We start from the raw sequence: 3,987 nt of genomic DNA on the forward strand, positions 1-3,987 counted from the left end.
GTTTCTCTATTTTTAGCTAAGTTAAACTACCAGTTTTTGCTACATCTTTCCTTATTTTCTCATGATAAACTTTTTTCACAGAGACTAGGGGGGTATCATCCAAGTAGCTGACAATGGCATCCAAGATACTACTTTAGTAATAAATATTTAAGAAATTCACCAAATAGAGAAAAAGGCAAAAGAAGCCCTGGTCAATATCTGCTCAAAAATATTGGCATCTTTTTAGCCTTAAACGCTCCAATTTAGCTGCTTTTAAACTACAACTAACCTTGACTGAAGCGTTAAGAAATTCACTAAGCAGAAAAAAAGACAAAAGAAATCCCGTGGTAGAAGTTGCTCACTCTCTAATCCTGCAAATTGGCGTACTATACTGTCTTGAACGACTTATAAGCGCGTTTCAGCTCGTATAGGCAAAAATCTAGAAGTCTAGGTGAAATTAATAAAGACATGAGGTGCACATAGTGCAAAAAATTAAACATAAGACGCCAGCCGTGATACTTTCGTCGTTTAATCTGCACAGATTGAAGCTAAATGAATAGCTCTAATTCCATGATAAGGGTAAAGGCGAAAGTTGTCAAGTAGTTTTTTTGTTTCTGTTGCCAACGTTGAGATTAATAGGCAGCTCAGCTAATAGTCAATACATCTTCTATTAAAAATTGTACAAACTCATTGCCATTCCAATAATTCATAGAGATTTTGCCCAAAATAGCTTCAACATTACCCTTCATGATAGCAGAACCAAGATGAGTATTTGCAGAACGAAACGCAATGGCTCTAACCATAGCATTATCGTCAGCAATGAAGCATTTTATATGGTCAACTCCTATAACTTCAGGCTTCCTGATCTTCGCTCCTTGAATAATAAACCTCGGCTCAGGATTGCCAACACCAAATGGTTCCAAGCGTCGCAGTTGATTCCACAGGGATAAGTTTATTGCCTTAGCAGTTACTATACCGTCGGCTTTTAAAGCCTTATTATGCGTAAAGTGCGCAAATCTCTCAGTGAAAAAGTCATATAAATCGTTTATTTTGTCTTCCTTAATCGCAAACCCTGCTGCCATACTATGGCCGCCACCTTCAATAATCAGATTTATAAATTTTGCAGAAAGAACTGCAGCTCCGATATCAATCCCAGGAATTGACCTGCAGCTCGCTTTTCCTATTCCATTGTTTAAAGATATCACTATCGTTGGCAAGTGAAATCTCTCTTTCAGCCTTGATGCAATTATACCGATTATTCCCTGATGCCAATTGCCGCTTACCATTATAAAATTCGCACCTGATTTCATGGACTTTTCCGCTTGTGTTGTGGCCTCTAAAATAGCCTCATTTTCCATCATTTTCCTTGCATTATTCAAGTCTATTAATTTTAGCGCGATGGAATACGCCTCCTCTTCATCATCTGTAGAAAGCAGCCTTGCACCAAGTGATGCTTCTCCGATTCTTCCTCCAGCATTTATGCATGGCCCAATATTAAAACCCAGCCGGGAAACGCTTGGTTTTTCGAGAATTCCTAAAGCATCAAATAAAACGCGCAAGCCAACATTTTTTCTTGCTGACATCACTTTTAATCCTTGTGAGACAAAAGCTCTATTGAGGCCAGTGATCTGCATAACATCGCAAACAGTGCCAAGGGCAACCAAATCCAGCAGATCAAATAAATCTGGTTCCTTTCTGTTGGTAAAAAATCCCTGTTCACGCAGGTTTTTGTTAAGAGCAACAATTAGCAGAAATGACACTCCAGCTGCTGCAAGGTTAGTATAAGGGGAGCTCTCATCGAGGCGGTTTGGATTAACAACTGCCACAGCGCTTGGTAGTTTTTCCGTGCTAAGGTGATGATCGATAACTATAATATCAAGACCAAAGTTCTTGGCATCCTCTATCGGTTGATATGCAAGTGTGCCGCAATCAACAGAAATACATAGATCAACTCCTTTCTTTTTGAGTTGCAATAAAGCGTCTGCATTTAATCCATAGCCCTCATTAACACGATCTGGAATGTAAATTATAGAGCGTATACCAATCGCCCTTAGGTATCTGTTAATTAATGCTGATGACGTTGCACCATCAACATCATAGTCACCGAATATTGCTATGTTTTCACCATTATTTATCACCCGTATTATGCGGCAAACAGCTTTATCCATGTCAAGAAGATGGAAGGGATCTGGTAATAGCGATCTGATTAGTGGATATAAGAAGTTGCCTGCACTCTCTACATTAACACCACGATTAACAAGTGTCCTAGCTAGTATTTCTGGTAATTCAAATTTTTGAGTCAGGGTGAAAATTTCCCTTTGATCTGCTTCTTGTAACCTCCATAGTGCATTTGTTATACTGCGCTTTTCAATATCAAGTAGCATATTTTGTAAGTAAAACAAAACTACTTTACCAGAATTTTTGATTTGGCTCTATTAAAAGATGAAACAATCTATTTTGAGGATAATTGTTTGCCGTTTGCGAAAATATTCGCATAATTTAAGCAACATCAATTGATAAAAGTTATGGAGCTTAATAAGATTGCAGCATCAATTTTACTTTCCGGGCTGATTATTGTGACAGTCAGCAATGTGGTTGATATGCTCTACAGTCCAGAGAAATATAAGATTGAATACCAAACGATAGTAGCTGCTGGCGGTGGCGAACCTCAACAAAAAGTTTGGCAAGTAGCGCTTGACATTGGAGCACTCATGCAGAATGCTAGTTTTGAGAAAGGCAAGTCAGCAGCGAAGAAATGTATAGCTTGCCATAGTTTTGAGAAAAGTGGAGCAAATAAAGTAGGGCCAAACTTATGGAACATAGTTGGAAACAAGAAAGCCCACCTTGGCAACTCATTTAATTATTCAAAAGCAGTACTCGAAAAGGGCGGGAAGTGGGGATATGAAGAGCTATTTGCCTTCTTGAAAAGTCCAAAAGCTTATATAAAAGGTACACGTATGGCGTTTGCAGGTATTTCCAATCCCCAAGAAATTGCAGATTTAGTCAGCTACTTGCGTCAACTAAGCGATAGCCCCGTTGATTTACCAAAGTAATATGGATTACTGTAAACTATTCGGTGAAAGTGGCAAGTATATAGCATATCGAAAGCTACAGGGAAGGAGAGCTTCTATAGTCTTTTTTGGTGGATTTGCATCGAATATGAATGGAACTAAAGCAGCTGCTATTTACAAATTTTGCCAAGAAAATGATGTAGCTCTTGTGCTATTTGATTACTTTGGCCACGGCTATTCAAGCGGTGATTTTACTGATTACACGATAAGTGATTGGCAAAAAAATTGTACTAGAGTAATCAATGAATTAACTAGCAACAAACAGATAATTATAGGCTCAAGTATGGGAGGGTGGCTGATGTTGCTTACTGCTCTTCAATTTCCAGAAAGAATTGCAGCATTGATTGGTGTATCATCTGCTCCTGACTTCACTGAAGATTTAATATTCAAGCAGTTATCAGGTAAGCAAAAAGAAGAACTAGATTCTAAAGGCGTAGTGGACTTTACTTCAGGGCGTTGTGCGTACAAAATAACCAAGAATTTGATAGAAGACGGCAGGAAAAACCTTCTTTTAAATAAAGAGACAATAGACATAAACTCTCCTGTACGCTTATTGCATAGCATTAACGATAAAGATGTTCCTTATCAAACCTCATTAAATTTAGCTGAAAAGATCAAATCAACTGATGTTGAGGTGCACTTGACAAAATCAGCGGAACATAACATGTCTGACAGCCATTCATTGGAAATTTTATTTCAGACCATTAGTCTCTGTGAACAAAATTTTAGAGAAGCCATATGAGAGAACCAACGAAGTTTAAAAAACCCATAAAAACCTCAGCAGTCTTGTCAAATCGAGAAAAAACACGTCTAAGTTCTTGATTTTTCCAAAGAAGCATTCAATCGAATGCCGCTCTTTATAAAGATGTTTGTCGTAGTCTCTCTTCACTTTTCGATTCCTCTTTGGCGGAATCACAGCTTTGCACTTTCTGTTCTC

General features: G+C 38.1%; 3 protein-coding genes and 1 pseudogene. 2 read left to right on the forward strand and 2 right to left on the reverse strand.

All coding sequences use genetic code 11. The features are described 5' to 3' along the window. Positions 1 to 623 precede the first annotated feature (623 nt). Complete coding sequence (gene recJ / locus GO685_RS03750; RefSeq protein ID WP_175937634.1) at positions 624 to 2,363, reverse strand: single-stranded-DNA-specific exonuclease RecJ; 1,740 nt, start codon at positions 2,361 to 2,363, stop codon at positions 624 to 626. A gap of 141 nt (positions 2,364 to 2,504) precedes the next feature. Between recJ and GO685_RS03755 the strand changes: the two genes are divergently transcribed. Both GO685_RS03755 and GO685_RS03760 read left to right on the forward strand, forming a co-directional pair. Beyond that, complete coding sequence (locus tag GO685_RS03755) at positions 2,505 to 3,032, forward strand: c-type cytochrome (protein WP_175937632.1); 528 nt, start codon at positions 2,505 to 2,507, stop codon at positions 3,030 to 3,032. 1 nt (position 3,033) lies between these two features. Continuing rightward, positions 3,034 to 3,792, forward strand: a complete 759-nt coding sequence (locus GO685_RS03760) for an alpha/beta hydrolase (protein ID WP_175937633.1) — start codon at positions 3,034 to 3,036, stop codon at positions 3,790 to 3,792. Here the strand turns inward: GO685_RS03760 and GO685_RS05430 are convergent. After that, positions 3,776 to 3,987: pseudogene (locus GO685_RS05430) on the reverse strand (IS5-like element ISSoc13 family transposase); the annotation flags it as partial. The gene GO685_RS03760 and the pseudogene GO685_RS05430 sit on opposite strands and share 17 nt — an antisense overlap.

Source organism: Wolbachia endosymbiont of Madathamugadia hiepei, from assembly GCF_013366855.1.
GTDB lineage: Bacteria > Pseudomonadota > Alphaproteobacteria > Rickettsiales > Anaplasmataceae > Wolbachia.

What these genes read in the sequence shown, in the direction of transcription:
- GO685_RS03760 (WP_175937633.1), top strand. Translation starts at nt 3,034, where the DNA reads ATGGATTACTGTAAACTATTCGGTGAAAGTGGCAAGTATATAGCATAT.
- GO685_RS03755 (WP_175937632.1), top strand. Translation starts at nt 2,505, where the DNA reads ATGGAGCTTAATAAGATTGCAGCATCAATTTTACTTTCCGGGCTGATT.
- recJ (WP_175937634.1), bottom strand. Translation starts at nt 2,363, where the DNA reads ATGCTACTTGATATTGAAAAGCGCAGTATAACAAATGCACTATGGAGG.